This window comes from Kaistia dalseonensis (assembly GCF_030814715.1).
Lineage (GTDB): Bacteria > Pseudomonadota > Alphaproteobacteria > Rhizobiales > Kaistiaceae > Kaistia > Kaistia dalseonensis.
In genome coordinates this window covers 602,374-629,268 of record NZ_JAUSVO010000004.1, presented here as the reverse complement: position 1 = coordinate 629,268, position 26,895 = coordinate 602,374, and the positions used below count along the sequence as shown (strand labels likewise).

Annotated in this window: 29 protein-coding genes and 1 other RNA gene; 20 read left to right on the top strand and 10 right to left on the bottom strand. The window is 64.3% G+C overall.

Annotated elements, in window-relative coordinates; all coding sequences use genetic code 11:
* The first annotated feature begins 239 nt into the window (after nt 1-239).
* The 12 genes from rpmH to QO014_RS16655 all read left to right on the top strand — a co-directional run bounded on the left by rpmH (nt 240) and on the right by QO014_RS16655 (nt 9,673).
* The gene (gene rpmH / locus QO014_RS16710) at nt 240-374 is read left to right on the top strand and encodes a 50S ribosomal protein L34 (RefSeq protein WP_266349846.1); all 135 of its coding nucleotides are present in this window, start codon (nt 240-242) and stop codon (nt 372-374) included.
* Nucleotides 375-420: 46 nt separating this feature from the next.
* Nucleotides 421-900 (top strand): ribonuclease P protein component, encoded by a 480-nt coding sequence (gene rnpA / locus QO014_RS16705; RefSeq protein WP_266349845.1) that lies wholly within the window; start codon nt 421-423, stop codon nt 898-900.
* The gene (yidC, locus tag QO014_RS16700) at nt 900-2,810 is read left to right on the top strand and encodes a membrane protein insertase YidC (RefSeq protein ID WP_266349844.1); all 1,911 of its coding nucleotides are present in this window, start codon (nt 900-902) and stop codon (nt 2,808-2,810) included. Before rnpA ends, yidC begins: the two co-directional genes overlap by 1 nt.
* A 21-nt stretch (nt 2,811-2,831) precedes the next feature.
* Nucleotides 2,832-3,473: a ribosome biogenesis GTP-binding protein YihA/YsxC gene (yihA, locus tag QO014_RS16695; RefSeq protein WP_266349843.1), complete on the top strand. Its 642-nt coding sequence runs from the start codon at nt 2,832-2,834 to the stop codon at nt 3,471-3,473.
* A 95-nt stretch (nt 3,474-3,568) separates the two neighbouring features.
* Nucleotides 3,569-4,477, top strand: coding sequence for an acetylglutamate kinase (argB, locus tag QO014_RS16690; protein WP_266349842.1), 909 nt, complete (start codon nt 3,569-3,571; stop codon nt 4,475-4,477).
* A gap of 10 nt (nt 4,478-4,487) precedes the next feature.
* On the top strand, nt 4,488-5,225 hold the full coding sequence (locus tag QO014_RS16685) for a pyrimidine 5'-nucleotidase (RefSeq protein WP_266349841.1): 738 nt from the start codon (nt 4,488-4,490) through the stop codon (nt 5,223-5,225).
* 20 nt (nt 5,226-5,245) lie between these two features.
* Nucleotides 5,246-5,983 (top strand): hypothetical protein, encoded by a 738-nt coding sequence (locus tag QO014_RS16680; RefSeq protein ID WP_266349840.1) that lies wholly within the window; start codon nt 5,246-5,248, stop codon nt 5,981-5,983.
* Entirely contained in the window at nt 5,980-6,372 is a 393-nt protein-coding gene (locus QO014_RS16675) for a PIN-like domain-containing protein (protein WP_266349839.1), read from the top strand. The genes QO014_RS16680 and QO014_RS16675 overlap by 4 nt, the downstream gene beginning before the upstream one ends.
* A gap of 96 nt (nt 6,373-6,468) precedes the next feature.
* Nucleotides 6,469-7,320 carry a 2,3,4,5-tetrahydropyridine-2,6-dicarboxylate N-succinyltransferase gene (gene dapD, locus QO014_RS16670; RefSeq protein ID WP_266349838.1) on the top strand — a complete coding sequence of 284 codons (852 nt, stop codon included), beginning with the start codon at nt 6,469-6,471 and terminating at the stop codon, nt 7,318-7,320.
* Nucleotides 7,321-7,397: 77 nt separating this feature from the next.
* Entirely contained in the window at nt 7,398-7,853 is a 456-nt protein-coding gene (locus QO014_RS16665) for a DUF805 domain-containing protein (RefSeq protein WP_266349837.1), read from the top strand.
* Nucleotides 7,854-7,880: 27 nt separating this feature from the next.
* Complete coding sequence (gene dapE, locus QO014_RS16660) at nt 7,881-9,074, top strand: succinyl-diaminopimelate desuccinylase (protein ID WP_266349836.1); 1,194 nt, start codon at nt 7,881-7,883, stop codon at nt 9,072-9,074.
* A 14-nt stretch (nt 9,075-9,088) separates the two neighbouring features.
* Complete coding sequence (locus QO014_RS16655; protein ID WP_266349835.1) at nt 9,089-9,673, top strand: hypothetical protein; 585 nt, start codon at nt 9,089-9,091, stop codon at nt 9,671-9,673.
* Here QO014_RS16655 and truA read toward each other — a convergent pair.
* Nucleotides 9,626-10,414, bottom strand: coding sequence for a tRNA pseudouridine(38-40) synthase TruA (truA, locus tag QO014_RS16650; protein ID WP_266349834.1), 789 nt, complete (start codon nt 10,412-10,414; stop codon nt 9,626-9,628). The genes QO014_RS16655 and truA overlap by 48 nt on opposite strands.
* Before the next feature lie 37 nt (nt 10,415-10,451).
* Between truA and QO014_RS16645 the strand changes: the two genes are divergently transcribed.
* Nucleotides 10,452-10,682 (top strand): methionyl-tRNA formyltransferase, encoded by a 231-nt coding sequence (locus QO014_RS16645; protein ID WP_266349833.1) that lies wholly within the window; start codon nt 10,452-10,454, stop codon nt 10,680-10,682.
* A gap of 3 nt (nt 10,683-10,685) precedes the next feature.
* On the opposite strand, the gene fmt is transcribed toward QO014_RS16645, so the two are convergent.
* On the bottom strand, nt 10,686-11,609 hold the full coding sequence (gene fmt, locus QO014_RS16640) for a methionyl-tRNA formyltransferase (RefSeq protein WP_266349832.1): 924 nt from the start codon (nt 11,607-11,609) through the stop codon (nt 10,686-10,688).
* Nucleotides 11,610-11,622: 13 nt separating this feature from the next.
* Nucleotides 11,623-12,177 carry a peptide deformylase gene (def, locus tag QO014_RS16635; RefSeq protein WP_266349831.1) on the bottom strand — a complete coding sequence of 185 codons (555 nt, stop codon included), beginning with the start codon at nt 12,175-12,177 and terminating at the stop codon, nt 11,623-11,625.
* Nucleotides 12,178-12,317: 140 nt separating this feature from the next.
* Here def and QO014_RS16630 point away from each other — a divergent pair, with 140 nt between their 5' ends.
* A complete protein-coding gene (locus QO014_RS16630; RefSeq protein WP_307258531.1) occupies nt 12,318-13,511 on the top strand; it encodes a DNA recombination protein RmuC in 1,194 nt (397 codons plus the stop codon).
* Between the two features lie 27 nt (nt 13,512-13,538).
* Here QO014_RS16630 and QO014_RS16625 read toward each other — a convergent pair whose 3' ends face one another.
* The 5 genes from QO014_RS16625 to ffs form a co-directional block, all read right to left on the bottom strand.
* A complete protein-coding gene (locus tag QO014_RS16625; protein ID WP_266349830.1) occupies nt 13,539-14,144 on the bottom strand; it encodes a DUF924 family protein in 606 nt (201 codons plus the stop codon).
* Between the two features lie 33 nt (nt 14,145-14,177).
* A complete protein-coding gene (gene recR, locus QO014_RS16620; protein ID WP_266349829.1) occupies nt 14,178-14,783 on the bottom strand; it encodes a recombination mediator RecR in 606 nt (201 codons plus the stop codon).
* Between the two features lie 20 nt (nt 14,784-14,803).
* Nucleotides 14,804-15,127, bottom strand: coding sequence for a YbaB/EbfC family nucleoid-associated protein (locus QO014_RS16615; RefSeq protein WP_266349828.1), 324 nt, complete (start codon nt 15,125-15,127; stop codon nt 14,804-14,806).
* Between the two features lie 24 nt (nt 15,128-15,151).
* On the bottom strand, nt 15,152-16,960 hold the full coding sequence (locus tag QO014_RS16610; protein ID WP_266349827.1) for a DNA polymerase III subunit gamma/tau: 1,809 nt from the start codon (nt 16,958-16,960) through the stop codon (nt 15,152-15,154).
* A gap of 193 nt (nt 16,961-17,153) precedes the next feature.
* Nucleotides 17,154-17,249: signal recognition particle sRNA small type (gene ffs / locus QO014_RS16605), an RNA gene on the bottom strand.
* A 152-nt stretch (nt 17,250-17,401) separates the two neighbouring features.
* On the opposite strand from ffs, the gene nudC reads away from it, so the two are divergent.
* Complete coding sequence (nudC, locus tag QO014_RS16600) at nt 17,402-18,367, top strand: NAD(+) diphosphatase (RefSeq protein ID WP_266349826.1); 966 nt, start codon at nt 17,402-17,404, stop codon at nt 18,365-18,367.
* Nucleotides 18,368-18,539: 172 nt separating this feature from the next.
* Nucleotides 18,540-19,295: a glycosyltransferase family 25 protein gene (locus QO014_RS16595; protein WP_266349825.1), complete on the top strand. Its 756-nt coding sequence runs from the start codon at nt 18,540-18,542 to the stop codon at nt 19,293-19,295.
* Nucleotides 19,296-19,301: 6 nt separating this feature from the next.
* Here QO014_RS16595 and QO014_RS16590 read toward each other — a convergent pair whose 3' ends face one another.
* Nucleotides 19,302-20,153, bottom strand: a complete 852-nt coding sequence (locus QO014_RS16590) for a prephenate dehydratase (protein ID WP_266349824.1) — start codon at nt 20,151-20,153, stop codon at nt 19,302-19,304.
* 45 nt (nt 20,154-20,198) lie between these two features.
* Entirely contained in the window at nt 20,199-20,936 is a 738-nt protein-coding gene (locus tag QO014_RS16585) for a 3-deoxy-manno-octulosonate cytidylyltransferase (protein ID WP_266349823.1), read from the bottom strand.
* Nucleotides 20,937-21,117: 181 nt separating this feature from the next.
* Here QO014_RS16585 and QO014_RS16580 point away from each other — a divergent pair, with 181 nt between their 5' ends.
* The 4 genes from QO014_RS16580 (at nt 21,118) to QO014_RS16565 (ending at nt 26,895) form a co-directional block, all read left to right on the top strand.
* Nucleotides 21,118-21,867, top strand: coding sequence for a c-type cytochrome (locus QO014_RS16580; protein ID WP_266349822.1), 750 nt, complete (start codon nt 21,118-21,120; stop codon nt 21,865-21,867).
* A gap of 149 nt (nt 21,868-22,016) precedes the next feature.
* Complete coding sequence (locus tag QO014_RS16575) at nt 22,017-23,879, top strand: extracellular solute-binding protein (protein ID WP_266349821.1); 1,863 nt, start codon at nt 22,017-22,019, stop codon at nt 23,877-23,879.
* A gap of 20 nt (nt 23,880-23,899) precedes the next feature.
* Nucleotides 23,900-25,768, top strand: a complete 1,869-nt coding sequence (locus QO014_RS16570) for an extracellular solute-binding protein (RefSeq protein WP_266349820.1) — start codon at nt 23,900-23,902, stop codon at nt 25,766-25,768.
* A 17-nt stretch (nt 25,769-25,785) separates the two neighbouring features.
* Nucleotides 25,786-26,895: a microcin C ABC transporter permease YejB gene (locus tag QO014_RS16565; protein WP_266349819.1), complete on the top strand. Its 1,110-nt coding sequence runs from the start codon at nt 25,786-25,788 to the stop codon at nt 26,893-26,895.

Below are 26,895 nucleotides of genomic sequence, written 5' to 3'. Positions count from 1 at the left end.
CCCGGCACGATCCGTCGCGGCCCGGAGGTGGCTTCGTCGAGGCGCGAAAAAGGGCCGGAAAGATGCGGAACCCCGCGTTGACTTGCCCAAGCCTAATCCGTATAAGCCGGGCTCGATAAGAGCACGCCTCCGCGGATGCATCGGCATGACTGGCCCTTGCATCATGACTATCCGGTCTGGCGGGCTCATCCGATTGACGCAGTTTTGATATTGAGGGCCGCCCCTGGCGGTGACGACCCATGAAACGGACTTACCAACCGAGCAAGCTCGTCCGCGCACGCCGGCACGGCTTCCGCGCCCGTATGGCGACTGTCGGCGGCCGCAAGGTCATCGCGCAGCGTCGCGCCCAGGGCCGCAAGAAGCTCAGCGCCTGATCAAGGGGCGAGTGGCAGCCCGGCCGGCGCCCGGAGAGTTCTTACCATGGATCGGATGAAGACCATGGAACGGCTCAAGAAACGCGCCGAATTTCTAGCCGTCGCCGGCGGAGCGCGAGCTTCCCGGCGCGGTTTTGTTTTGCAGAAACGCGATCCGAAGTCCGGCGAGGCATCCCGCGCGCCGCGTTTCGGCTTTACCGTGACGAAGAAGATGGGCAATTCGCCCGAGCGTAATCGGATCAGGCGTCGCCTGCGCGAAGCCGTTCGGCTCGCCGGGCTCGATCATGCCGTCGCGGGCACCGATTATGTGCTGGTCGGGCGACGTGCCGCACTGTCGCAGCCCTTCGAAGTTCTCACGGCAGACCTTATCTCCAGCATGCAATATCTGACGCGCCAGCCTGCGGGCGAGCGCGCGCCGAAATCACGGCCCGGCGAAAGCCGGCCGATCAACGAACCTGCCCGGTCGCCGGGCGCGGTCGACACCACCCCGAACGTCTCTCGACCTCACGCCGAAAGTCTCGATTGATGCTGACCGATAATCGCAATCTGATCATAGCCGTCATCCTGTCGGTCGCGGTGGTTTTCGGCTGGCAGTATTTCATCGCCGGCCCGCGCATGGAACAGTCGCGCAAGGAAGCCGCGGCGATCAGCCAGACGACGCCCGCCGCCGGAACGACGGCAACGGCGCCTGGCGCCGCGACCGGCACGAGTGGCTCCAGCGGCTCCGCGCCGGCGACGCCTGCCGCCGCAGCGTCGCTGAGCCGCGAAGCCGCCCTCGCCTCCACCCCGCGCGTCGCCGTCGAGACCCCTTCCGTCAGCGGTTCGATCAATCTGCAGGGTGGCCGCGTCGACGATCTCAGGCTGAACGGCTATCGCGAGACGGTCGACAAGAACAGCCCGACCATCATCCTGCTGTCGCCCGCAGCCGGGCCTGACGGCTATTTCGCCGAATTCGGCTGGGTTCCCCCGGCTGACGGCACGCCGGTGCCGGGTCCGCAGACGCTCTGGACCGCGCCGGAAGGCGCCAAGCTGACCGATACCAAGCCCGTCGTCCTGACCTGGGACAATGGCGCCGGCCTGACCTTCAAGCGCACGATCTCGATCGACCCGAGCTACATGTTCACGGTCAAGGACGAGGTCACGAACGCCACCGGAAAGCCCGTCGCCCTCTCGCCCTATGGCCGCGTCACGCGCCTCGGCGAGCCGCATGTTTCGGGCTATTACATCCTGCATGAAGGCCTGATCGGCTGGATGGGCGACCAGCATCTGCAGGAGCTCACCTATAAGAAGCTGCGTGGCGAGCCGCCGCAGAGCTTCTCGAACGTGGCGACCGGCTGGCTCGGCGTCACCGACAAGTACTGGGCGACGGCCGTGGTTCCGCGCGGCACCAAGCCGTTCGACGCGACCTTCAGCCATGTCGACGGCGCCACGCCGCTCTACCAGGCCGATTTCAAGGGCACGCCGATCGATATCGCGGCCGGCGCCACGGGCTCGACCGAAAGCCTGCTCTTTGCCGGCGCCAAGCAGGTTTCCATCATCGACGGCTATCGCGACGATCTGAAGATCGACCGCTTCGACCTGCTGATCGACTGGGGCATGTTCTGGTTCTTCACCAAGCCGCTGTTCTACCTGATGGACTTCTTCTTCAAGTTCTTCGGTAATTTCGGCGTCGCGATCCTGCTCGTCACCGTCATCGTCAAGGCCGTTTTCTTCCCGCTCGCCAACAAGTCGTACAAGTCGATGAGCGCGATGAAGAAGGTGCAGCCGGAAATGGCCGCCCTGCGCGAGCGCTTCGCCGACGACAAGGTGAAACAGCAGCAGGCGCTGATGGAGCTCTACAAGAAGGAAAAGATCAATCCGCTCGCCGGCTGCTGGCCGGTGCTGATCCAGATCCCGGTCTTCTTCTCGCTCTACAAGGTCATCTTCATCACGATCGAGATGCGGCATGCGCCGTTCTTCGGCTGGATCCAGGATCTGTCCGCGCCCGATCCGACCACCCTGTTCAACCTGTTCGGCCTGATCCCGTGGACGCCCCCGCACATGCTGATGATCGGCATCTGGCCGCTGATCATGGGCGTGACCATGTGGGTCCAGATGCGCCTCAACCCGGCCCCGGCCGATCCGGCGCAGCAGGTCATCTTCAACTGGATGCCGGTCATCTTCACCTTCATGCTCGGCACGTTCCCGGCTGGTCTGGTGATCTACTGGGCGTGGAACAACACGCTCTCGGTGACGCAGCAGTACATCATCATGCGCCGGCAGGGCGTCGAGGTGAACCTGCTCGGCAACATCATGTCGTCCTTCAAGAAGACGCCGAAGGTCGATACGCCGCCGGAGCCGCCGAAGGGCGGAACGCCAACCAAATCGACCCCGGCCAAGGCGGCTGCGCCCAAGGCCGTGACAGCAAAGGCCGCACCGTCCAAAGCCAAGAGCTAGGACGGAGCGGCGGAGAGACCCATGCCCGAAATCACCCAGGAAGAGCTCGACCGGATCGAGGCCGGCCGCCTCTTCTTCGCCAAGGCGTGGGACTTTGTTCTGAGCGCCCCGAGCGTCGAGACGCTGCCGCCGATCGGGCCGACCGAGATCGCCTTTGCCGGCCGCTCCAATGTCGGCAAGTCGTCGCTGATCAACGCGCTGACCGGGCGCACCGGACTGGCGCGGACGTCCAACACGCCCGGCCGCACGCAGCAGCTGAACTTCTTCACTGCCGATAACGGCCTGTTGATCGTCGACATGCCCGGCTATGGTTATGCCGAGGCGCCCAAGAACCTCGTCGCGGCCTGGAACAAGCTCATCAAGGCCTATCTGCGCGGCCGCGTCACGCTGCGCCGGGTCTATGTGCTGATCGACGCCCGGCACGGCCTGAAGAAGAACGATAAGGAAACGCTCGATCTTCTCGACGAGACCGCCGTTTCCTACCAGATCGTGCTGACCAAGGCCGACAAGCTCAATCCCGGCGTGATCGACAAGGTCATGGCCGAGACGATCGCCGCGATCGCGCGCCGGCCGGCCGCCCATCCCGTCGTCATCGCCACCTCCTCGGAGACCGGCGCGGGCATGGACCTGCTGCGCGCCGAGATCGCCGCCCTTGCCGTGTGACAGACCGGAATCGGCCGTCTGAAAGGCGCGGAACCGTCATTGTTCCGCCATGTCAAACTCGTTATAGAGCCTGCGCCCGAAGCGGAGACCTGCCGATGACCGACCTGCCGATTGAGCACCGCACCGATCCCGTCTTGACCGCCCAGCTCATCGCAACGGCGCTGCCCTACATGCTGCGCTATGACGAGAAGACGGTCGTCGTGAAGTTCGGCGGCAATGCGATGGGTTCGGAAGAACTCGGCAAGGCCTTCGCCGAAGACATCACGCTGCTGAAGCTCGCCGGCATCAATCCGGTCGTCGTCCATGGCGGCGGCCCGCAGATCAACGCCATGCTGACGCGCCTCGGGATCAAGTCCGAATGGGCAGCGGGCATGCGGATCACCGACAAGCAGACCGTCGAGATCGTCGAGATGGTGCTGGCCGGTTCGATCAACAAGGAAATCGTCCAGACCATCACCGAGGCCGGCGGACGCGCCATCGGTCTCACCGGCAAGGACGGCAACATGGTCACCGTGACGCGGCTGAAGCGCACCGTGGTCGATCCCGATTCGAATATCGAGAAAGTCATCGATCTCGGCTTTGTCGGCGAACCGAAGACGGTGCGCACCGAGGTGCTCGAAGTCCTCGCGAAATCCGAGATCATCCCGGTCCTGGCGCCGGTCTGCGCCGGCGAGGATGATGGCGAGACCTACAACGTCAATGCCGACACCTTCGCAGGTGCCATTGCCGGGGCGCTCGGCGCCTCGCGCCTGCTCTTCCTGACCGACGTTCCCGGGGTCCTCGACCGCAACAAGCAGTTGATCAAGGAACTCACGGTGGCCGAGGCGAAGGCGATGATCGCCGACGGCACGATTTCCGGCGGCATGATCCCCAAGGTCGAGACCTGCATCGAGGCGCTCGATCGCGGCGTCGAGGGCGTGGTCATCCTCGATGGCAAGACGCCGCATGCCGTGCTGCTGGAGCTGTTCACCGAACATGGCGCCGGCACGCTGATCAAGCGCTGATCGGAACCCGATGACCAGCGACAAGCCCCAGACGCTTGACGACGAACCGGACCTCAGCCGGTTCGCGCCCGTGCGCTCCTGGGTTTTCGATCTCGACAACACGCTCTATCCGCGCCACACGAACCTGTTCGCGCAGGTGGATGTGCGTATCCGCGACTACGTCCAGCGCCTGCTCTCGCTCGAGCCGGACGCCGCGCAGGCGCTGCAGCGCGACTATTACCGCCGCTATGGCACGACGCTGCGCGGACTGATCCTGGAACACGGCATATCGCCGGACGATTTCCTCGAATATGTCCACGACATCGATCATTCCCCCGTCGCGCCCGACCCTGCTCTGGCCGCCGCGATATCGGCACTGCCGGGCCGGCGTTTCATCTTCACCAACGGCTCTCTCCGCCACGCGGAGAAGGTGATCGAGCGGCTCGGCCTCGGTCCGGATTTCGACGACATCTTCGACATCGTCCGCGCCGATCTCGTGCCCAAGCCGCATGCCGACACCTATGCCCGCTTCCTGCGCGAAAACGGCATTGACCCGACATCGGCGGCGATGTTCGAGGATCTGGCCCGCAATCTCGAAGTCCCGAAGTCGCTCGGCATGGCGACGGTACTGATTGTCCCGCGTGGCACGGAAGAAGTGCTCGCCGAGGCCTGGGAAACCGAAGGCGCGGACGGCGCCCATATCGACCACCTGACCGACGATCTCGGCGGGTTCCTGGGGCAGGTGCTGGCGCAGATACGGACGAGCTGAGCGTTTCCCGCATTCCCAACGTGTCGCAGACGCTCTACTCTCGATCCATGGATACGCGCGCAACAAAGAGCGTCGGAGCTATTCCGCTTGGCATCGGCTTTTACAGCTCTGCCGACGCATCTCGATTGCTGAAGGTCCCTGCCCGCTCCATCAACAGATGGATGAAGGGCTATTCATATCGCCAGGATGATCGGCGGCATGACATCCCCCCATTGTGGATCCCACAGCTTCCCTTACTGGATGATCAGTTGGAGCTGGGATTCAGGGACCTGATCGAACTCCGATTCGTCAAGGCATTCGTGGATGCCGGCCTGGGGCTCAGGACCATTCGCTATTGCCTCGATTATGCGCGATCCCTGACCAACGAGGATCGTCCATTCTCGACGCGGCGTTTCCGCACGGACGGCAAGACGATGTTTCTCGAGAGCGCCCGGCTGGTGGAGGCCGCGGAGCTACTCGATCTCAAGACTCGGCAATATGTCCTGCCGCAGATCATCGACCGGACGTTTCGAGACCTGGATATCGACGACGACATCGTTGCCCGCTGGAGGCCGCTCGACGGCAAGCAGTCGATTGTTCTTGATCCCACGCGCGCCTTCGGCCAGCCGATAGCGGCAGCTTTCGGCGTGCCGACGGCAACCCTGCGCGACGCCGTTGAAGCCGAAGGGTCCGCCGAGGCTGCCGCACGCCTGTTCGAATTGCCGGTTTCGGTTGTCCGCGATGCCGTGCTCTTTGAGAACAGGCTGGAAGCGGCTTGAAGGTTCTTCTGGACGAGAACCTGTCTCCGGCTCTCGCCAAGGCCTTGGATGCGCTCTTCGCCGGCCGTCATGAGATTCGACATCTTCGGGAAAAGTTCGGACCGAGCGTTGCCGACGTGACCTGGATCAACGAACTGAGCGCCGACGGCCGCTGGATCGTCATTTCGGGCGATCGAAAGATCACACGCAATCGAGCCGAGTATCACACGTTTCGGAATTCGCAGCTCATCGGATTCTTCCTGTCGAGCGGGCTCCACAAGGCGAAGGTCACTAAGCAGATGGAGCGTATCCTGGCGCTTTGGGACGCCATCGAGGCACAAGCTGGTCTCGTTCAAGGTGGCGCCATGTTCGAACTCCCAATGTCGGCGGCACGATTGAAGCAACTCTGATCGCCGATTCCTACCCGGCGCGATCCTGCGTTGACTTCCGCGCATTCGCCGATATCGTCCCGGCCGGTCAATTCTGCCGGTCCCCAAGGAATTCGCATGTCCACGCACGATCTCGCCGCTCTGCAATCCACCATCGAGGCCGCCTTCGAGGATCGCGCGAATGTCGACACCAAGACCAGGGGTGCCATTCCCGATGCCGTCTCGACCGCGTTGAACCTGCTCGACAGCGGCGCGGTTCGCGTGGCGGAGAAGATCGACAGCGAATGGGTCGTGCATCAGTGGCTCAAGAAGGCCGTGCTGCTCTCCTTCCGCCTGAACCCGATGGCCCCTGTTCCCGGCGCACCGAACGGCTCGACCTGGTGGGACAAGGTGCCGACCAAGTTCGAGGGCTGGGGCGCGACGGAGTTCGAGAAGGCCGGATTCCGCGCCGTGCCGGGGTCCGTCGTCCGCCGCTCGGCCTATATCGCGCCCTCTGTCGTGCTGATGCCCTCCTTCGTCAATCTCGGCGCCTATGTCGACAACGGGACCATGGTCGACACCTGGGCGACGGTCGGCTCCTGCGCGCAGATCGGCAAGAACGTGCACCTCTCGGGCGGTGTCGGCATTGGCGGCGTGCTGGAGCCGCTGCAGGCCGGCCCGACCATCATCGAGGACAATTGCTTCATCGGCGCGCGCTCCGAGGTCGTCGAGGGCGTGATCGTCGGCGAAGGCTCCGTGATCTCAATGGGCGTCTTCATCTCGGCTTCGACCAAGATCATCGACCGCGAAACCGGCGAGATCTTCATCGGCCGCGTGCCGCCCTATTCCGTGGTCGTCTCCGGCTCGCTGCCGGGCAAGCCGCTGCCGAACGGCGCGCCCGGCCCGTCGCTTTATTGCGCCGTGATCGTCAAGCGGGTCGACGAGAAGACCCGTTCCAAGACTTCCGTTAACGAACTTCTGCGCGACTGAGAGCAGCGCGACAGATTTGGTTGCGCCATCCCCCCGGCCGTGACACTGATGCGCTCAGTATCGCCGGGGGGTATACTGTGAATTATCGTTGGCTGTTGTTCTCGTTTCGGGGGCGCCTCAACCGGGCGCCCTTCTGGTGGATCACGCTCGCCAGCCTGATCGTCGTGCCCGCAGTGGCATGGTTTCTGATGGATCTTGCGACCGCCCTGCCCGTTCTCGCGATCGGTATCGGGGCCGTGCTCTATATTCCCTTCCTCTGGGGCAATCTCGCCATTGCCGGCAAGCGGCTGCATGATCGCAACCGATCGGTCGGCTGGCTCGTCGTGTTCTATCTGGTGCCGTCGATCCTGTCCGAATTCGGCACGCGCCTCGCAGAGCCGGAGTCGGTCTTCGTTCCCGGCGCCGTCGCGACGCTGATCGGCGCCGTGCTCGGCCTCTGGGGCCTGATCGAGATCGGCTTCCTGCGTGGCACGCCCGGCGCCAACCGATTCGGACCCGATCCACTCGGTCGCAGTGCCGTCAGGGTTGATTGACGCGCGGACGCATGGCAACGAGAGGGCATGTCCTCTCACGACTCGATCCCAAGCCCATCCGCTTCAACGACGCCCGATGCGACCACGCTGTTGCAGGGCCTCGTGCGCTGCCCCTCCGTGACGCCGGCCGAAGCCGGCTCCCTAGCCTTTCTCGAAAGCGTGCTCGCGCCGGCCGGCTTCGCCGTGTCGCGGCCGGTCTTTTCCGAGCCGGGCACGCCCGATGTCGAGAACCTCTTTGCGACCATCGGCAGCGGGGCGCCGCATTTCGTCTTCGCCGGCCATACCGATGTCGTGCCGCCGGGTGACCCGGCGCGCTGGTCGCATGGCCCGTTTGAAGGCGCGATCGAGCACGGCATGCTCTACGGCCGCGGCGCGGTGGACATGAAGGGCGGTATCGCGGCCTTCGTCGCAGCCGCGCTCGGCTATCTCGCCGAAAAGCCGGACCATAGGGGCACGATCTCGCTGCTCATTACCGGCGACGAGGAAGGCCCCTCGATCAACGGCACGGTCAAGCTGCTCGAATGGGCGGCGCAACGAGGTCACCGTTTCGATGCGGCGATCGTCGGCGAACCGACCAATCCGAACGCGCTTGGCGATGCGATCAAGGTCGGCCGCCGCGGCAGCCTGTCGGGCACGATCATCGTCACCGGAACGCAGGGCCATGTGGCCTATCCGCATCTGGCGGTGAACCCGATCCCGCAATTGATGAAGCTGATCCGCCGGCTGACGGCCGAGGCGCTCGATCATGGCAATGAGCGCTTCGACGCGTCCAATCTCGAATTCATTGGCCTCGAGGTCGACAACAAGGCATGGAACGTCATTCCCGCCGAGGCAAAGGCGCGCTTCAATATCCGCTTCAACGACGAGTGGACGCCAGAGACGCTTGAGGCCTGGTTGATGGCGCGCCTGGAAGAGGCGGCCGGCAACGAGATCGAATTCGAACTCGTCATGGAGCCGACCAAGAGCACGTCCTTCCTGACCCACTCGCCGGCCCTCATCGATACGCTCGCCAACGCCATCGAGACCGTCACCGGCCGGCGGCCGGCGCTTTCGACCAGCGGCGGCACCTCGGACGCCCGCTTCGTCAAGGATTACTGCCCCGTGGTGGAATTCGGCCTCGTCGGGCAGACCATGCATCAGATCGACGAGCGCGTGGCCATTGCCGATCTCGACGCGCTGACGGCGATCTATCGTCGCTTCCTCAACGATTTTATCGGCTGAGGCGCCGGCCACACATGATCCATCCCGCCGCCGCCAACGCGCTCAAGGGTGCGTTCGAGCTGTTTCTCGGCCGCCGCGACGGGTTGAAGCGCTTCGACATGTCCGTCGATGGCTTCTGGCATTCCTTTCGCGCGGTCCTCTACGTGCTGCCCTTTTCGGCGATCAATACGGCGGTGGAGCACCGGCTGCTGCTCGCCGATTCGATCGTGCAGACCGGCTCGGATGGCGCCTTCCTTGCCGCGCGCATCGTGGATTTCGCGCTCGACTGGATCACCATGCCGTTGCTGCTGGCGCTCTTCGCCCGGCAATTGCAGATCACACGGAGCTATGCGCCCTATATCGTGGTGCGCAATTGGGCGTCGGTGATCATGGTCATCCCCCAATCGCTGATCGCGCTGATGATCGGCACAGGGGTGCTGTCGCTCGAAATCGGGTCCGTGCTCTCGCTCGGCATTGTCGGCGTCATGCTGCGCTATCATTACCAGATCGTCGGGCTGACACTCGGCAAATCGGTGCCGTTCAAGCTCGGTCTGGTCACGGTCGACGTGATCCTAAGCCTCGTCCTCGGCCAGGTCATCGACCGGCTGTTTGGCTTTTGAGCCATAGTCGACCTTGGTGAGGTAGAGCCCGCCGGGCGGGGCGACCGGACCGCATGCTTTGCGGTCGCGTGCTTCGAGCACGTCGCCGACCGCCGATGGCGGCCACTTGCCCTCCCCCACCTTCTTCAGCGTGCCGACCATGGAGCGCACCTGATTGTGGAGGAAGGATCGGGCCGAAACCTCGAACCAGATCTCGCTGTCGTCGTGGCGATGGATCTCCAGCCGCTCCAGCGTCTTCATCGGGCTCAGCGCCTGGCAATCGGCCGAACGGAAGGTCGTGAAATCATGGTGGCCGATCAGCGCCGCCGCCCCCTCGCGCATGGCCTCGATGTCGAGGCGCTTGCGCACGTCCCAGACGCGGTTGATGTCGAGCGCCGCCGGAGCGCGGCGGTCGGTGACACGGTAGACATAGTGCCGCTTCGTCGCCGAATAGCGCGCATCGAAATCGTCGGAAACCGGATGGGCCTCGAGGATCGCGATCGGTGCCGGACGCAATTGCGCGTTCATCGCATCGCGGATCCGGTCGCCGCGCCAATGGCCCGACAGATCGAAATGGGCAACCTGCCCGAGCGCATGCACGCCCGTATCCGTTCGCCCCGCGCCCTTGCTCGAGACCTCCTCGCCGGAAAAGCGGAAGATCGCCTCTTCAATCGTCTGCTGCACCGAGGGCGCATTGCCCTGCCGCTGCCAACCGGCATAGGGCGTGCCGTCATATTCGATCAGGATCTTGTAGCGGGGCATGCGCTCTGGTCTTGTCTTTCACAAACAGGAGGCTGCAATGGCACTCATTCGCTCGTTCGAGCCCAAGTCAATGGACCGGAATTCGGTCCATCATGAGATTTCCGCCACTTACACCATATTTGAACGAGATGATCGGGTGTTTGTGCAGTTGGATAGCTACGGCACCAAAGATCGCGAGATGCCCGGCAAGAAAAGCCAGACGATACAACTAGATGAAGCAGGCGCGCGCCAATTAGTCAGTATTCTGACAAGCGCATTTCGCTTCTAGCAATCACGAAACAAGAGCTATATCCGCGCCCCGCAGGAACTCGGCCGCGCGAAGCGGCTTGCCGCCGGCGCGCTGCAGTTCGACCAGGCGCACGGCGCCGTCACCGCAGGCGATCGTCAGTTCGCCGTCGAGGACGGTCCCCGGCACGCCGGCACCAGCCCCTATCGTCGAGCGCAAGATCTTCACCCGCTCGGTCTTGCCGGCCAGCGTCATCTCGCACCAGGCGCCCGGGAACGGCGACAGGCCGCGAATGTGATTGTGAACGTCGCGCGCCGACCTTGCCCAGTCGATCCGGGTTTCGCCCTTGTCGATCTTGGCCGCATAGGTCACGCCCGCCTCGGCCTGGGGCACGGTATTGAGGCCGCCGCGCGAGAGTGCCGCCAGAGCGCGCACCATCAAGTCCGCGCCAAGGCGCGCAAGCTGGTCGTGCAGGTCGCCGGTCGTGACATCGGGGCCGATCGCGATCTTCTCCGCCATCGCCACCGGGCCGGTATCGAGGCCCGCTTCCATCCGCATGACCATGACGCCGGTCTCGGCATCGCCCGCCATGATGGCGCGATGGATCGGCGCGGCGCCGCGCCAGCGCGGCAGCAGCGAGGCATGGAGATTGAGACAACCCTCACGCGGCGCGTCGAGGATCGCCTGCGGCAGGATCAACCCATAGGCGACGACGACCGCGGCATCGGCATCGAGCGAGGCGAAAGCCGCCCGCTCGGCTTCGCCCTTCAGCGATTTGGGCGTGAAGACCGGAATGCCGAAGCGCTCGGCAATCTCATGGACGGGCGACTTCCGCTCCCCCATCCCGCGACCCGCCGGGCGCGGCGCGCGCGTATAGACCGCCACGACCTCATGGCCCTGGCCGATGATCTCGGTGAGCGTCGGGACCGAGAAATCGGGCGTGCCCATGAAGACGATTTTGAGGCTCATCTAGGCGTCGGCCTCACATCTCTTCGCTGGCGTGGGACTTGAACTCGGGCTTGATGCCGGTCTTGGCGGCCTTCACGAACTTCTTCACCACGATGTCGCGCTTCAGCCGCGACAGATAGTCGATGAAGAGCTTGCCATCGAGATGGTCAACCTCGTGCTGGATGCAGGTCGCGAGAATGCCGCTCGCATCAATCTCGTTCAGCTTGCCGTCGCGGTCGAGATAACGGAGCTTCACCGAAGCCGGGCGCTCGACCTCGGCATAATAATCCGGGATCGACAGGCAGCCCTCCTCATAGGACGAGCGATCGTCGGATGAGGTGAGGATTTCCGGATTGATCAGGAAGAGCGGCTCGGGCTTCGAGCCCTCATCGCGTCCCGACACGTCGATCGTCACCACGCGGCGCGGCACGCCGACCTGAATCGCGGCGAGGCCGATGCCCGGCGCCTCGTACATCGTCTCCAGCATGTCGTCCATGAAGCGCAGCAATTCGTCGTCGATGCGCTCGACGGGAGCGCTCGCCAGGCGGAGCTTCGGATCGGGAAGGGTGATGATATCGAGCTTGGCCATGAAAACCTCGGAGTCTGGCCGTTGAGATAGGCAATCGTTCCGGACCGGTCAATCACGGATTTAGCCGCCTTCGGGGAAGAGCAGGAACCGATGTTCTTGTTTTGATCTTTTCTGGCGCCCGAATCTGGTATGGAGGAGCGATGCAGGATGTTCTGATCATCATAGCCGACCACCCCGTAACCCTCGCCGAAGCCATCCTCGGCGCGTCGGGCCTCGCCCTGTTCCTGATGTTTCTCATGCTCGTCATCGTCTGGCGCGGTCAGGCCCGCCGAAGCGATGCGGAGGCGATGCGCGCCGATGCCGAGGCGATGCAGGCGGAGCAGGAGAGCCTGATCGAGCGGCGGATGGCCGAACTCGTGCGCATCCAGAGCGAAATGACCGGCCGCATGCAGACCATGGCCGAAGTGTTCGGCTCGCGGCAATCCTCGATGCTCAACCATTTGTCGGAACGGATGGACGGCCTCGGCCACCGCATCAACCAGTCCATGACCGAGACGACGAAGAACACCCATGAGGGCCTTTCGAAGCTGAATGAGCGCCTCGCTGTCATCGACACGGCGCAGAAGAACATCACCGAGCTGTCGAGCCAGGTCGTCGGCCTGCAGCACATCCTCGCCAACAAGCAGACACGCGGCGCCTTCGGCCAGGCGCGGATGGAAGCGATCATCCAGGACGGGTTGCCCATCGGTGCCTATCAGTTCCAGGCGACGCTCTCGAACGGCAACCGGCCGGACTGCGTCGTCGCCTTCCCCAATGGTGCGGCCGGCCTCGTCGTCGACGCGAAATTCCCGCTCGAAGCCTGGAACGCCATTCGCGCCGCCGAGGGCGTGGAAATGAAGCGTGCGGCCGAGGCGCAATTCCGCCGCGACGTGACCAAGCATGTGAAGGATATTGCGGAGCGCTATCAGATCCCGGGCGAGACGCAGGATACGGCGTTCATGTTCGTGCCGTCGGAATCGGTCTTCGCCGAGATCCACGAGGGCTTCGAGGACATCGTGCAGATGGCGCACCGCGTCCGCGTCGTCATCGTCTCGCCCTCCCTGCTGATGCTCTCGATCCAGGTGATCCAGTCGGTGCTGAAGGATGTGCGCATGCGCGAGCAGGCCTATCTGATCCAGACCGAGGTCATGAAGCTGATGGAAGATGTCGGCCGTGTCGACGAGCGCGTCCGCAAGCTGCAGACCCATTTCGTCCAGACGTCGAAGGACGTCGACGACATCCTGATCTCGACCCGGAAGCTCACCAGTCGCGGCGAGAAGATCGAGGCGCTGGAATTCGGCGAGGAAGGTTCACCCGCCTATGACCGCCAGCCGGATCTGCTGGCAGGCGAGTGAGGGCTCTGGACGGCGCTCAGACAGGCCTCAATATCCCCGGCCATTCGCTTCGAGGAAGGCGACTTCATCGGGCGTCGAGACCCGTCCGAGATCGGCATTTCGATGCGGAAAGCGGCCGAAACGCTCGATCAGCTCGCGATGCTTGATCGCGAAGGCCACGAAGTTCTCATAGATCGGAATCTGGTCGGCGGGGGCGGCCGCCAGAAGTGCCTCATAGAGCCGGACGGAAAGCTGCTGGTCGGCCAGGTCTTCGCTGTGCTCGAAGGGAAGATAGAGGAAGGAGCGCTCGATCAGGCCGTATTCCTCGACGCCGGCAGCGACGAGCGCATGCGCGATCGATCGGGCGCGGGCATCATAGGCATAGGCGCGGGCATCGGCGCGAAACATGTTGCGCGGGAACTGGTCGAGATAGATCACCAGCCCGATCCGCGCCTCGCGGCTCATCGCATCAAGCGGCCAATCCGTCGCCGCCACCCGGTCGAGATCGGGCCCGAAGGTCGCGCGGATATAATCGTCCGTCTCGTCCTTGCGCTCGAACCAGATCGCGGATTTCTCAGCCGGATAATCGGTCGGGTAGACGAGATGGCCGCACCAATATCGGTGCGCGGCAACGAGACTGTCGGCATCCGGCATCGCATCCCTCCCATCATGACCAGGATATCGTCACTAGAACGGCGTCCGCGCGCGGATCGCGGCCGCGAGCGTGCCCTCGTCGAGATATTCGAGCTCGCCGCCGACGGGAACGCCATGGGCAAGGCGTGAAACCTTGACCGGCGTGCCCGACAGGCGATCGGTGATGACATGCGCGGTCGTCTGGCCGTCCACCGTGGCATTGACCGCCAGGATCACCTCGGAAACCTCGCCGCCCGAGCAGCGCCGCACGAGCTGGTCGATCGTCAGATCCTCCGGCCCGACACCGTCGAGCGGGGAGAGCGTGCCGCCGAGTACGTGATAGCGCGCCTTCACGGCGCCGGAGCGCTCCAGCGCCCAGAGATCCGACACATCCTCGACAACCACGATCGTCCGCGTGTCGCGCTCGGTATCCGAGCAGATCGTGCAGGGATCGGACGTGTCGATATTACCGCAGACCGAGCACGTCAGGATGCGCTCGGCCGCGACATTCATCGCGCTCGCAAGCGGAACCAGCAGCTGGTCCTTCTTCTTGACGAGCGCCAGCGCCGCGCGCCGCGCCGAACGCGGCCCAAGACCCGGCAGCCGCGCGAGCAACTGGATCAGGCGTTCAATCTCGGGACCGGCGACGGAGCGGGACATAGCGGCGGCTGAACCCTGGCCTAGAACGGCAGCTTCAAGCCCGGCGGCAGGCCGAGGCCGCCGGTCAGCGCCTGCATCTTCTCCGCCATGATCTTCTCGGACTTGGCGCGCGCGTCGGCATGCGCCGCGACGATCAGGTCTTCCAGGATCTCGGCTTCTTCCGGCTTCAGAAGCGACGGATCGATGGTGAGCGACTTCAGATCACCCTTGGCCGTCACGACGAGCTTGACGAGGCCCGCGCCGGCAGCGCCCTCGACCTCGATCTGCGAGACCTGCTCCTGCATTTCCTGCATCCTGGACTGCAGTTCCTTGGCCTTGCTCATCATGCCCATGATGTCGCGCATCGGTCCTATTCTCCTCGTTGGGGATTAGTCTTCGCCGGGTTCCGGCGCTTCGTCGGGGTTCTCGACCGCCGGCAGCGCCGGTATCGGGAGATCGGCGGTGTCATCGGCACGGATCTGGACGTCGACGATCTCGGCACCGGGGAAACGGGCGAGCACGGCCGCGACGAGCGGATCAGCGCGCGCATCCGAGCGCGCCTTGTCCTTCTCCGCCGCCCGCGCCTCGGCGATGGTCGGCTGGCCCTCGCCACGTCCGACGGCGACGACCCAGCGCTCGCCGGTCCAATCGGAAATCTTGCGGGCAATCTCGGCCGAAAGCGCGCGCGGCGCATCGTCGGTCGGCTCGAATTCGAGGAAGCCATTGTCGAAGCGGATGAGGCGCACCTGCGTCTCGAGCGCGATCTTCAGCGGAATATCGCGCTTGAGCCCGACATAGGCGACCAGATCCTCGAAACGCTGGAAGCGGATCGCCGGCTCGGCCTTGCGGGCGGGCTCCGGCTGCCGCGCCGTCTCGACATTCGGAACCGAAGCGACGGGCGCCGCGACCGGGCTCTGCTGGACGCGCATCTGGCTGATCGCCGGTGCGGGCGCCCCGCCCGAAGGCTGGCCCATCGGCAATGACAGGGCCGGAACGGATGACGAGGGGCCAGGAGACGGCAAGCCGGCCGAGGCCGCGCCGCTCTTGAGCAGCCTGAGCGCCTCATCCGGCGTCGGCAGGTCTGCCGCATGGGCGATGCGGATCAGCACCATGTCGGCGGCCGCGAGCGGCCGGCTCGACGTCGAGACTTCCTCAATGCCCTTGAGCAGCATCTGCCAGGCGCGCGAGAGAACGCGCAGCGACATGGCCTCGGAAAGCGCCCTGCCCCGCTGGCGCTCCTCCTGCGGCAGTGCGCTGTCTTCTGACGAGGACGGGACGACCTTGAAGCGCGTGACCGTGTGAGTGAAGGCGGCGAGATCCTGCAGCACGACGGCCGGATCGGCGCCGATATCATATTGCTGCTTCAGGAGATCGAGCGCCTCGGCGGTGCGGCCGGCCATCAGCGCCTCGAACAGATCGACGATCCGCGCCCGATCGGCGAGGCCGAGCATGCCGCGCACATCCTCGGCGCTGATCGTGCCGGCGCCATGGGCGATCGCCTGGTCGAGCAGCGACAGCGAATCGCGCGCGGAGCCTTCGGCGGCCCGCGCGATCATCGCCAGGGCATCAGCCTCGATCGAGACGTCCTCCTTGGCCGTGATCGAGGAGAGCAGGCCGATCAGCCGGTCGGATTCGATGCGGCGCAGGTCAAAGCGCTGGCAGCGCGACAGCACGGTCACCGGAACCTTGCGGATTTCCGTGGTCGCGAAAATGAACTTCACATGCTCGGGCGGCTCCTCGAGCGTCTTCAGCAGGCCGTTAAAGGCCGCGCCGGACAGCATGTGAACTTCGTCGAGGATGTAGACCTTGTAGCGGGCCGAGACCGGCTTGTAGCGGACCGATTCGATGATCTCGCGGATATTGTCGATGCCGTTGTTCGACGCCGCATCCATCTCGATCACGTCGACATGGCGGCCTTCCATGATCTCGGCGCAATGGACGCCCAGTTCCGGCATGTCGATGGTCGGCCGGTCAATCTTGCCGGGAATGAGATAATTGAGGCCCCGCGCCAGAATGCGGGCCGTCGTGGTCTTGCCGACACCGCGAACGCCCGTCAGCATATAGGCCTGCGCTATGCGGCCGGTTTCGAAGGCGTTCTTGAGCGTGCGGACCATCGGCTCCTGGCCGACCAGATCGTCGAAGCTCCGCGGACGATATTTGCGCGCGAGAACGCGATAGGCGCCGCCCGCCCCGCTCATTGCACTGCTGCTGGAATTTTCGCCGCCGTCCATGCCTCGCCCGCTGCCATCCGGCTGATGCCGCGCATGAAAGACATGCACTGCCCGACCTTAGCACACCCTATGGGGCGTGCCGGCTGTCTGTTCAAGCTCTGCCGACCCGATCGGGCCGCAAAGGCCTCGATCAGAGTCCAGAACCATGGTGCTGCGGAAAGTAGGAGGCTGGCACGCGACCCGTGCCTGGCTCGTTGGGGCTGCTTCCTTCCGGACCTGACCCGATTGGCGAGTGGTACGTCCACCACCAACCTCCCGGACGCACATATCGTCGTTCTCGGGCGAAATGGCAAGCCCGAACGTCACATAGCCAGGGGACTATCGCAGCGGGCGGCTCTGTGGCGTAATTCCAATGGCGCCCGCTCGAATCGAGCCGGTTCGCGCCGCCACTCACCACGCCGGGCAATCATGGCCAGATCCTTCCTTTCGTCCCTCCCTCCCGTCGAGGCCAGCACGCTTGCGGCCTTCTCGGGTAACGCCCTCGATCGCCGCAGCGAGGCGCGCAACGAATCGACGCTTGCCGCCGCGCTCGCCGATCCCGCCGCACGCGTCTTCCTGCTGCGCGGCGACGAGGCGATGATGCGCTCGCATGACGCCAGCGAGGCGCTCTTCACCCTGAAGGAAGCGCAATCGGTCGGCGCCGACATGGACGATATCATCCTGCTCGGCTGGGATGGTTCGGCGCCCCGCCTCGCGACCACGCTGACCAGCGAAACCTCCTTCGATGTCGACGCCTTCCAGGCGGTGTCGATCCGCACGCTCGCGGTCAACGGTTCGAGCGGCAGCATCCTGATGAATGCGACCGATCCGGGTACGCTGGGCGCCCTGGCGCAGGCGCGCGCGCTCCTGCACTGGCACGGATCGACCCGCTTCTGCGGCCGCTGCGCCACCCGTACCACCATGACGCAGGCAGGCTATCGCCGCGACTGTCCGAATTGCGGCGCGCTCTATTTCCCGCGCACCGACCCGGTTGCGATCATGCTCGCCATCGACGGCGACAAATGCCTGATGGGCCGGCAGGCCCGTTTCGCCGCCGGAACCTATTCCTGCCTTGCCGGCTTCATCGAGCCGGGCGAGACGATCGAGAACGCCGTCCGCCGCGAGATCCAGGAGGAGGCGGGCGTGAAGATCGGGCGCGTTGCCTATCTCGCCAGCCAACCCTGGCCGTTCCCGATGTCACTGATGATCGGCTGCCACGCCGAGGCGCTGTCGACGGAAATCGTTCCCGACACGGAAGAGCTGGAAGACTGCCGCTGGTTCTCCCGCGACGAGACGATGTCGATGCTGAATGGCGAGCACCCGGACGGTCTGGCTACGCCGCCCCGCATGGCGATTGCCCATACGCTGATCCGCGCCTGGGCCGAAGCAGGCTGAAAAACGAGCAGCACCATGTTTGGGCAATGCTTCGTAACAAAAGAGTAGCAATTATCTACAATTTGCCGACTGACCGGCCTGCTCCCCCGGGACTAGGTTTGCCCGTCGGGTTCAAGGGGTGTCGGTAGCCGCTCCTGTCCGATTTCAGTGCGACGAGCGGGGTCCTTCGCGCATGAAATCCTTTGTCATCAGTCTGCCGGCGCGGCCAGACCGGCGGGACGTCTTCAAGACGTGGAACGCGCACCAACCCGTTCCATTCAAGTTCGTGCCGGCGGCGGAGGGTTGGCGGCTCGATCGCCAGGCGCTCGTTTCAAGCGGAATCCTCGACGCCGACAACCGGCACTTCAACCCTGGAGCGCTCGGCAACGCACTGTCGCACCGCGCGCTCTGGGAGGAATGCGCGCGCGGTCGCGAGCCCTATCTGATCTTCGAGGATGATTGCTGCCTGCGTGGCGATTTCTGGAGGCATGCCCAGCCGATCATGGCGCGCCAGGCCGTCGAGCACGACCTGATCGTCTTCGGCTTCAATACCGACGCCGCGATCGCCGTCCGCAGTGCCGACGGCGTCTTCTCCGCCATACGCTTCGATGAATCGGTCAAGTACCGGCCGGGATATTTCGAACAATATGCGCGGCTGCGCGATGGCCGGCCCAATCTGTTCCGCTGCCACCAGTTCTGGGGGATTCTCGCCTATGCCGTCAGCCCCAAGGGCGCGCGGCGGCTACTCGACCTGTGCTTTCCGCTCGCATCCCGCGAACCGATCAGGCTGATCGGCGACGATCGCGCCATCTTGCCCTATGGGCTCGACGGCAGCATCAATCTGGCCCTGCAGCAGGGCAAGCTCGACACGTTGATCTGCTATCCGCCGCTGGCCCTCGGCCCGAACAGCCACGCCACCTCGGATATTCAGACCGCCATCCGTGCCTGAACCGGCTCAGGTCCTGACGGCAGCAACCGCGGCACGGAACGGCGCCGCCGGATAGACGCCCAGGATCCGCCATTCGGCCGAGAAGAATGCGAGCTCTTCCAGCGCATGCGCCAGGCCGACATCGTCGGGATGGCCTTCGACATCGGCATAGAACTGGGTGGCCGAGAATTCGCCGTTCAACTGATAGCTCTCAAGCTTCGTCATGTTGATGCCGTTGGTGGCGAAGCCGCCGAGCGCCTTGTAGAGCGCGGCCGGGATGTTGCGCACGCGGAAGACGAAGGTCGTGATGACCGGACCGTTGCCGGATTTCGTCACCTTCGGCTCGCGCGACAGGATGACGAAGCGGGTCGTATTATGGGCCGCGTCCTCGACATTCTCGGCCAATATGTCGAGGCCATAGAGCTCGGCCGCAAAGCGCGGGGCGAGCGCGGCGCGCGTGATGTCGCCGGCCTCGGCGATGATGCGCGCCGCGCCGGCCGTATCGCCGGCCACGACGGGGCGATAGCCGTGCTCGCGGATGATCCGCCGGCACTGGCCGAGCGCGTGGACATGGCTCTCGACCGTCTTGATCGTCTCGAGCGTCGCGCCATGCGGCGCCATCAGCTGGAAGCGGATCGGCAGGAAATACTCGCCGATGATCTGGAGGCCCGAATCCGGCAGCAGGTTGTGGATGTCGGCCACCCGGCCGGCGAGCGAATTCTCGATCGGGATCATGGCGAGATCAACCTCGCCCTTGGCCATCGCCTGGAAGCAATCCTCGAAGGTCGCGGCCGGCACGGCTTCATAATTGGGATAGACGTCGGCGCAGGCGATGTGGGAATTGGCGCCCGGCTCGCCCTGGAACACGATCTTCGTCATTTTTCTAGAGACTTCTTCCAAAGAGACGGCGCGGACAAACGCGCATCAGGCGAGCAGTAGGCGCGCCCTTTCGAGGTCGGCGGGAGTATCGACACCGAGGGGGACCGCGTCAACGATGGCGACATCGATGCGCATGCCAGCTTCCAGTGCCCGCAATTGCTCGAGCCGCTCGCGCCGCTCCAGCGGCGATGGCGGCAGCGCGACATAGCGCTCGAGCACTGCGCGGCGATAGGCGTAGAGGCCGATATGATGGAAGAGCGGTCCCTCGCCCCATGGCGCTGTCGCCCGCGTGAAATAGAGCGCGCGCAGCAGGCGGTCGCCACGCGGCGAGCCGACCACCTTGACGACGCTGTCATTGGTCTTCTCTTCCTCGCGCTCGATCACCGCCGCGATCGTGCCGATGTCGACGGCGGGATCGGCAAGCGGGGCGAAGGCCGCCGCGACCGAAGCCGGATCGACAGTCGGCAGGTCGCCCTGCACGTTGACGATGAGGTCGTAGCGGCCCTGCGGGTCGACGAGGCCGGCCGCCTCGTGGATGCGCGACGAGCCGTTTTCGTGATCCGCCCGCGTCATGACGGCCTCGCCGCCGGCTGCCCGCACGGCGGCCGCGACATCCGAATCATCCGTCGCGACGACCACCGGACCGATGCCGGCCTCGCTGGCGCGGCGCCAGACATGCACGATCATGGGCTCGCCATGAATAATGGCGAGCGGTTTTCCCGGCAGTCGTGTCGAGGCCATGCGGGCCGGCACCAGCACCAAAGCCTCGGTCTTTTCAGTCATTCCAAGCTCTCCGCGCCCTTCGCGACACCGCGAAGTGGCAAAAGGTCTCAAGTGCGCCGCCTTCATACGTATTGCGCGGCGGCGGCGAAAGCCTGTAGTTTCCGCGCGATGTGCGACGGGATGGGAGGCGCGCCGCGTCGTCCAGCCTCATGATTTATTGATGCCTCTGGGACTGGGACCGATGGATTCTTTCGAGATCAACAAGATTCTTGGCGCGGTCTTGTTTACGCTCCTGGTCGTGATGTCGCTCAGCATCGTTTCCGAAGCGATTTACGCCCCCGCTACGCCGGCAAAGCCCGGCTTCGTGATCGAAGTCGCCGAGCAGGCGCCGGCCGAGGGTGGCGGTGGCGCCGCCGCTGCGCAGGACCCGCCGATCGATACGCTGCTCGCCAGCGCCAATGTCGAGGCCGGCATGGCCGTCGCCAAGAAGTGCCAGGCCTGCCACAATCTGGTCGAGGGCGCCGGCGCTAAGGTCGGCCCGGATCTCTACAATGTCATCGACCGCGTCATCGGCAGCGCTGAGGGCTTCAAATATTCCGAGCCGCTGCAGAAGGCCCATGCCGCCGGCGACAAGTGGACCTATGAGCATCTCTACCACTTCCTGAAGAGCCCCAAGGCCGACATGCCCGGCACGGCAATGGGCTTTGCGGGTCTGCCGAAGCCGGAAGATCGCGCCAACATCATCGCCTATCTGCGGACGTTGTCGCATGATCCGGTCCCGCTGCCGACGGCAGCGCCGGCTCCGGCTGCTCCGGCGGGCGAAGCAACTCCGGCGCCTGCTGCCCCGACCGCTCCGGCTCCCGCCGCCCCTGCAACCGAAGCCGCCCCTGCAACTGAAGCCGCGCCCGCACCGAGCGACGCAGCCCCAGCACCGGCCACGCCCGCTCCGGCAGCGCCTGCGCCCGCAGCGCCGGCGGCACCCGCCCCCTGATTTCAGGCGAGCGCGAAACGCTTTCAAAGGCCGGAGGTCATTCTCCGGCCTTTTTCATGCCCTGATCTCGGCCTCGCGGCCGCATGAGAGTTGCCCTATCGGCATTCGGCCCTAAAACTGATGGTTCAGTCGCCGGAGAATCACGCCCGATGAGAGCTCTTTTCGCCGCCACCCTGGTCGCCCTCGCGATAGCCTCGCCCTGGACACCGGCCGGCGCCGCCGACGCACCGTGGCGCCACGCGACCTCTCTCATCGGCAAGCCGAAATACCCTGACGGCTTCAAGCAGTATGACTATGTCAATCCCGACGCGCCCAAGGGCGGCACGCTGAACCAGGCGGCGGTCGGAACGTTCGACAGCCTCAACCCCTATATCGTCCAGGGCACGCCGGCGGCGGGCCTGTCGCAGACGAGCGGCGGCAAGCTCTATGACAGCCTGATGGATTCGGCGACCGACCAGGCCGGCACCGGCTATCCGCTGATCGCCGAGGCGCTGAGCTATCCCGACGATTACAGCTGGGTGAAGTTTCGGCTCAATCCTGCCGCGCGCTGGCATGACGGCCAGCCGATCACGGTCGACGACGTCATCTGGACCTTCAACACGCTGAAGGCGCAGAGCCCATTCCACAACAAATATTACGCCAATGTGTTGAAGGCAGAGGCCACCGGCGAGCGCGAGGTGACCTTCACGTTTGACAAGGCGGGAAACCGCGAACTGCCGAATATCATGGGCGAGTTGGTCGTGCTGCCCCGGCATTGGTGGGAAGGCACGGATGCAAGCGGCAAGAAGCGCGACATCACCAAGACGACGCTGGAGATTCCGCTCGGCTCCGGCCCCTACAAGATCGAGACCGTCAGCCCGGGCCGGCAGATCGTCTGGTCGCGCGTGCCGGACTATTGGGCCAAGGACCTGCCGACCCAGGTCGGCCGCAACAATTTCGACCGTCTGAAGATTGATTATTACCGCGATCCGAGCGCGTCATGGGAAGCGTTCAAGAAGGGCGGGCTCGACGATTACCGGCTGGAGAACCGCATCGGGCGCTGGATGACGGAGTATGATTTCGCGGCCGTGAAATCCGGCAATGTGATCCAGCATTCCTTCCCCTTCGCCTCCTCCGGGCGCATGCAGGGCTATGTGCTCAACCAGCGCCGCGACAAATTCAAGGACCCGCGGGTCCGCGAGGCGCTGAACTACGTCTTCGATTTCGAGACTATGAACCGCACGCTGTTCTTCAACAAATACAAGCGCATCGAGAGCTATTTCGCGGGCATCGACCTGGCATCGAGCGGCCTGCCGCAGGGCAAGGAACTGGAAATCCTCAACAGCGTGAAGGACGAGGTTCCGCCGGAGGTCTTCACCAAGGAGTTCAAGCTCCCGGTCAACGACACGCCGCAGGCGCTGCGCGACAATTTCCGCTTCGCGCTGCAATTGCTGCAGGAGGCCGGATGGGTGCTCAAGGGCAACCAGCTCGTCAACGCCAAGAACGGCGAGCCGTTCACGATCGAATTCCTCGAGGCCGATCCCTCCTTCGAGCGTGTCGTCAGCCCCTATATCGCCAATCTGAAACGCATTGGCATCAACGCGTCGCTGCGCGTCGTCGACACCGCGCAATATGTGGCACGGCTGAATGATTTCGATTTCGATGTCGTGTCGACCGTGATCGCGCAGTCGCAATCGCCCGGCAACGAGCAGCGCGAAATGTGGAGTTCGGCCGCCGCCGATCTGAAGGGCAGCCGCAACCTGATGGGCATCAAGAACCCAGCGATCGACAAGCTGATCGACCGCGTGGTGTTCGCCACCGACCGCGACGATCTCGTCGCCGCGACCCATGCGCTCGACCGGGTTCTGCTCTGGAATTATTACGTCGTGCCGCAATGGTATAGCGACACGATCAACGTCGCTTATTGGAACAAGTTCGGCATTCCGGACAAGCAGCCGATCTATGCCGGTATCGATGTCGATTCCTGGTGGATCGACCCGGCCAAGGAGAAGGCCCTGGGGGCCAAGCCTTGAGCGCAGGAAACGGGACCGGATTGCGCCCGACACGCCGCCGCTTCCTGGCCGGAAGCGCCGGCCTCGCGCTGGCGGCGCTTGCCCGACCGCTGCCCGCTTCTGCCCAGGCAAACGCGCCGCGCCACGGCCTTTCCGTCTTCGGCGATCTCAAATATCCGGCTGATTTCAAGCATTTCGACTATGTGAACCCCGCCGCACCCAAGGGCGGAAGTCTGGTTCTCTCGGCGCCCAACTGGTACTTCAACCAGAACCCCAACACCTTCAACACGCTGAACGGCTATGTCTTCAAGGGCGATGCCCCGCCACGGATCGAGCTCTGCTTCGATACGCTGATGACGGGCGCGCTCGACGAGCCCAGCTCGATCTATGGCCTGATCGCGGAGCAGGTCGCGATCTCGGACGACGGCAACTCCTATGTCTTCACGCTGCGCGAGGCGGCACGCTTCAATGACGGCACGCCGCTGACGGCCGACGACGTCGTCTTCTCCCTGACGGTGCTGAAGGAGAAGGGCCATCCGGATATCTCGCAGACGATCCGCGAGATGGTATCGGTGACGGCGACCGGCCCGCATGAGGTCACGGTCGTCTTCTCCGGCAAGCAGAACACCAAGGTTCCGCTCTATGTCGCCGGCTCGCTGCCGATCTTTTCCAAGGCCTTCTACGCGACGCGCGACTTCGAAGCCTCGACCATGGAGCCGCCGCTCGGCTCCGGCCCCTACAGGATCGGCAAGGTCAATCCGGGCCGTTCGATCGATTATGAGCGCGTCGCGGATTATTGGGCCAAGGACCTGCCGGTTGCCATCGGGACCGGCAATTTCCAGCGTGTCCGGGTCGAGTTCTACCAGGACGAGGATGTCGAGTTCCAGGCCTTCGCCAAGGGCGAGATCACCTGGCGCGAGGAGTTCTCGTCGAAGAACTGGGCCACGCGCTACGATTTCCCGGCCGTCCTCGATGGTCGCGTCATCAAGCCGGCATTTCCGGCCGAGCACCGCGCCGACATGTATGGCTGGTTCTTCAATCTGCGCCGCGCCAAGTTCGCCGATCCGCGCACGCGGCAGGCGATCGGCATGGCGTTCGATTTTCCCTGGGCCAACAAGAACCTGTTCTTCGGCCTCTACCAGCGGGCGAGCTCCTTCTTCGAGATGTCGGACTTTGCCGCCTCGGGTCTGCCCGACGCCGCGGAGCTGGCGCTGCTCGAACCGTTCCGCGACAAGCTGCCGCCAGAGATATTCGATCAGCCGCCCTTCACGCCACCCGAGGCGGATGGCAGCGGCCGGGATCGCAAATTGTTGCGCCAGGCCTCCGACCTGCTGCAACAGGCCGGCTGGAAGCCGCAAGGGAGTGGTCTCGTCAACGCGGCCGGCGAAAAGCTCGAGGTCGAGTTCCTGATCCAGACGCAGGCCTTCGAGCGCGTGTTGGCGCCGCTGATCGCCAATCTGAAGGCGATCGGCGTCGGCGCGTCGCTGCGCCTCGTCGATGCCGCGCAATATCAAAGCCGCAAGAACGCGTTCGATTACGACGTCATCGCCTATCGCGTAATGCTGGATGCGACGCCGATCGACGGGATCGAGCAGCTTTTCGGCTCCGTCGCGGCCGATATACCGAGCGGATCGAACCTGGCCGGCCTCAAGAACCCGGTCGTCGACGCGCTGGTGGCGCAAGCCGGCGCCGTGAAGAGCCGCGCCGAGCTCATCACGCTGATGCGCGCACTCGACCGCGTGTTGCGGGCAAGCCAAATCTGGTTCCCGGCATGGTATTCCGATGCGCACCGTGTCGCGGTGTGGGATATGTTCGGCTGGCCGGATACGAAGCCGGATTACGGCTTCTCGCCGGAAGTGCTCTGGTGGGTCGACATCGAGAAGGCCGTCAAGATCGGCAAGGCGGACTGAGGTACAGACGGAGCGACATGGCAGCCTATATCCTCAGACGTATCCTGCTGATGATCCCGACCATTTTCGGGATCATGGCGATCAGCTTCCTGATCATCCAGTTCGCGCCTGGCGGCCCGGTCGAACGGGTCATCGCCCAGCTTTCGGGCAATGACGTCTCCGCGACCGACCGTATCTCGGGCGGCGGCGCCGATGCCGGCATGGGCGGTCAGGATCGGACGCTCGGCGGCGGGCCGATCAACGCGAAATATCGCGGCGCGCAGGGCCTCGACCCGGAATTCATCGCCAAGCTCGAAAAGCAGTTCGGCTTCGACAAGCCGCCGCTGGAGCGCTTCGGGCTGATGCTGTGGAACTATATCCGCTTCGATTTCGGCCAGAGCTATTTCCGCGACATCTCGGTGATCGACCTGATCAAGGAGAAGATGCCGGTCTCCATCTCGCTCGGCCTCTGGATGACGCTGATTTCCTACGGCATCTCGATCCCGCTCGGCGTCGCCAAGGCGGTGCGCGACGGCTCGCGCTTCGATGTGTGGACCTCGGCGGTGATCATCGTCGGCTATGCCATTCCGGGCTTTCTGTTCGCGATCCTGCTGGTGATCCTCTTCGCCGGCGGCAGCTTCTTCGACTGGTTTCCGCTCCGAGGGCTGACCTCGGACAATTTCGCCACGCTCTCGCTCGGCGGCAAGATCGTCGACTATTTCTGGCACATCACGCTGCCGATCATCGCCATGTCGCTCTCCGCCTTCGCGACGACGACGCTACTCACCAAGAATTCGTTCCTCGACGAGATCCGCAAGCAATATGTCGTGACCGCGCGCGCCAAGGGGCTTTCGGAAAACAAGGTTCTCTACGGCCACGTCTTCCGCAATGCGATGCTGATCGTCATCGCCGGCTTTCCCGGCGCCTTCATCGGCGCCTTCTTTGCGGGATCGCTCCTGATCGAGACCATCTTCTCGCTCGACGGGCTCGGCCTGCTCGGTTTTGAATCGGTGTTGAATCGCGATTATCCCGTCGTCTTCGCCACGCTCTTCATCTTCTCGCTGCTCGGCCTCGTGCTCGGCCTGATCTCGGACCTGACCTATACCTGGGTCGATCCGCGGATCGATTTCGAGAAGCGGGAGGTCTGA

What these genes read in the sequence shown, in the direction of transcription:
- QO014_RS16645 (WP_266349833.1), top strand. Translation starts at nt 10,452, where the DNA reads ATGGCACTCATTCGCTCGTTCGAGCCCAAGTCAATGGACCGGAATTCG.
- QO014_RS16585 (WP_266349823.1), bottom strand. Translation starts at nt 20,936, where the DNA reads ATGACTGAAAAGACCGAGGCTTTGGTGCTGGTGCCGGCCCGCATGGCC.
- argB (WP_266349842.1), top strand. Translation starts at nt 3,569, where the DNA reads ATGACCGACCTGCCGATTGAGCACCGCACCGATCCCGTCTTGACCGCC.
- QO014_RS16685 (WP_266349841.1), top strand. Translation starts at nt 4,488, where the DNA reads ATGACCAGCGACAAGCCCCAGACGCTTGACGACGAACCGGACCTCAGC.
- dapE (WP_266349836.1), top strand. Translation starts at nt 7,881, where the DNA reads ATGTCCTCTCACGACTCGATCCCAAGCCCATCCGCTTCAACGACGCCC.
- yidC (WP_266349844.1), top strand. Translation starts at nt 900, where the DNA reads ATGCTGACCGATAATCGCAATCTGATCATAGCCGTCATCCTGTCGGTC.
- nudC (WP_266349826.1), top strand. Translation starts at nt 17,402, where the DNA reads ATGGCCAGATCCTTCCTTTCGTCCCTCCCTCCCGTCGAGGCCAGCACG.
- rnpA (WP_266349845.1), top strand. Translation starts at nt 421, where the DNA reads ATGGATCGGATGAAGACCATGGAACGGCTCAAGAAACGCGCCGAATTT.
- rpmH (WP_266349846.1), top strand. Translation starts at nt 240, where the DNA reads ATGAAACGGACTTACCAACCGAGCAAGCTCGTCCGCGCACGCCGGCAC.
- dapD (WP_266349838.1), top strand. Translation starts at nt 6,469, where the DNA reads ATGTCCACGCACGATCTCGCCGCTCTGCAATCCACCATCGAGGCCGCC.
- QO014_RS16595 (WP_266349825.1), top strand. Translation starts at nt 18,540, where the DNA reads ATGAAATCCTTTGTCATCAGTCTGCCGGCGCGGCCAGACCGGCGGGAC.
- QO014_RS16630 (WP_307258531.1), top strand. Translation starts at nt 12,318, where the DNA reads ATGCAGGATGTTCTGATCATCATAGCCGACCACCCCGTAACCCTCGCC.
- QO014_RS16615 (WP_266349828.1), bottom strand. Translation starts at nt 15,127, where the DNA reads ATGCGCGACATCATGGGCATGATGAGCAAGGCCAAGGAACTGCAGTCC.
- QO014_RS16590 (WP_266349824.1), bottom strand. Translation starts at nt 20,153, where the DNA reads ATGACGAAGATCGTGTTCCAGGGCGAGCCGGGCGCCAATTCCCACATC.
- QO014_RS16655 (WP_266349835.1), top strand. Translation starts at nt 9,089, where the DNA reads ATGATCCATCCCGCCGCCGCCAACGCGCTCAAGGGTGCGTTCGAGCTG.
- QO014_RS16625 (WP_266349830.1), bottom strand. Translation starts at nt 14,144, where the DNA reads ATGCCGGATGCCGACAGTCTCGTTGCCGCGCACCGATATTGGTGCGGC.
- yihA (WP_266349843.1), top strand. Translation starts at nt 2,832, where the DNA reads ATGCCCGAAATCACCCAGGAAGAGCTCGACCGGATCGAGGCCGGCCGC.
- def (WP_266349831.1), bottom strand. Translation starts at nt 12,177, where the DNA reads ATGGCCAAGCTCGATATCATCACCCTTCCCGATCCGAAGCTCCGCCTG.
- QO014_RS16565 (WP_266349819.1), top strand. Translation starts at nt 25,786, where the DNA reads ATGGCAGCCTATATCCTCAGACGTATCCTGCTGATGATCCCGACCATT.
- fmt (WP_266349832.1), bottom strand. Translation starts at nt 11,609, where the DNA reads ATGAGCCTCAAAATCGTCTTCATGGGCACGCCCGATTTCTCGGTCCCG.
- QO014_RS16580 (WP_266349822.1), top strand. Translation starts at nt 21,118, where the DNA reads ATGGATTCTTTCGAGATCAACAAGATTCTTGGCGCGGTCTTGTTTACG.
- recR (WP_266349829.1), bottom strand. Translation starts at nt 14,783, where the DNA reads ATGTCCCGCTCCGTCGCCGGTCCCGAGATTGAACGCCTGATCCAGTTG.
- QO014_RS16610 (WP_266349827.1), bottom strand. Translation starts at nt 16,960, where the DNA reads ATGAGCGGGGCGGGCGGCGCCTATCGCGTTCTCGCGCGCAAATATCGT.
- truA (WP_266349834.1), bottom strand. Translation starts at nt 10,414, where the DNA reads ATGCCCCGCTACAAGATCCTGATCGAATATGACGGCACGCCCTATGCC.
- QO014_RS16575 (WP_266349821.1), top strand. Translation starts at nt 22,017, where the DNA reads ATGAGAGCTCTTTTCGCCGCCACCCTGGTCGCCCTCGCGATAGCCTCG.